Raw genomic sequence first — 436 nt, forward strand, 5'->3', positions numbered from 1 at the left:
CTTCACCGACCCACCGGGCGGGGTCATGGTGGATGAAAAGAGCGTCGCTACGCGCCCCGATCCCCCTACGGTTTGCCATCCCCACCCTACGGCACTCATTGCTCGAACACCGGAATGCGCGCGATGAACTTGCCCTTGATGCCGGCGGGCCAGGTGCGGAACGGCACCTGGCCGGTATCGGATTGCTGGTGCTTGCGCGCGTAGTCGAGCAGCGCCTCGGCAGCGTCCTGGTCGGCGGCGAGGTCGCCGAGCACGTAGCCGATCTTGCCCGGTGCGCGCAGCAGCGCCGTGCAGTGCCGCTGGCAGGCCATCAGGCAGCGCGTGCGGGCGATCGCCAGCGGCGCGGCGCCGGCGTCTTCCTGCTGCCGCGCCAGGCGCTCGACCTGATCGGCGAACAACGCGCCCTTGCGCGGCGCCTCGGGCTGGCTGGCATCAG

1 protein-coding gene is annotated in these 436 nt (G+C 70.6%); it reads right to left on the reverse strand.

Translation table 11 applies throughout. The features are described from left to right. Window positions 1–95 precede the first annotated feature (95 nt). Window positions 96–436 (reverse strand): DUF1636 domain-containing protein (locus B2X67_RS18500; protein WP_286786407.1); only part of this gene is annotated, 341 nt, incomplete at its 5' end.

Origin of the sequence: Pseudomonas sp. UBA3153 (assembly GCF_002364635.1) — a bacterium.
In the GTDB taxonomy this organism is placed as follows: Bacteria; Pseudomonadota; Gammaproteobacteria; order Pseudomonadales; family Pseudomonadaceae; genus Pseudomonas_O; species Pseudomonas_O kuykendallii.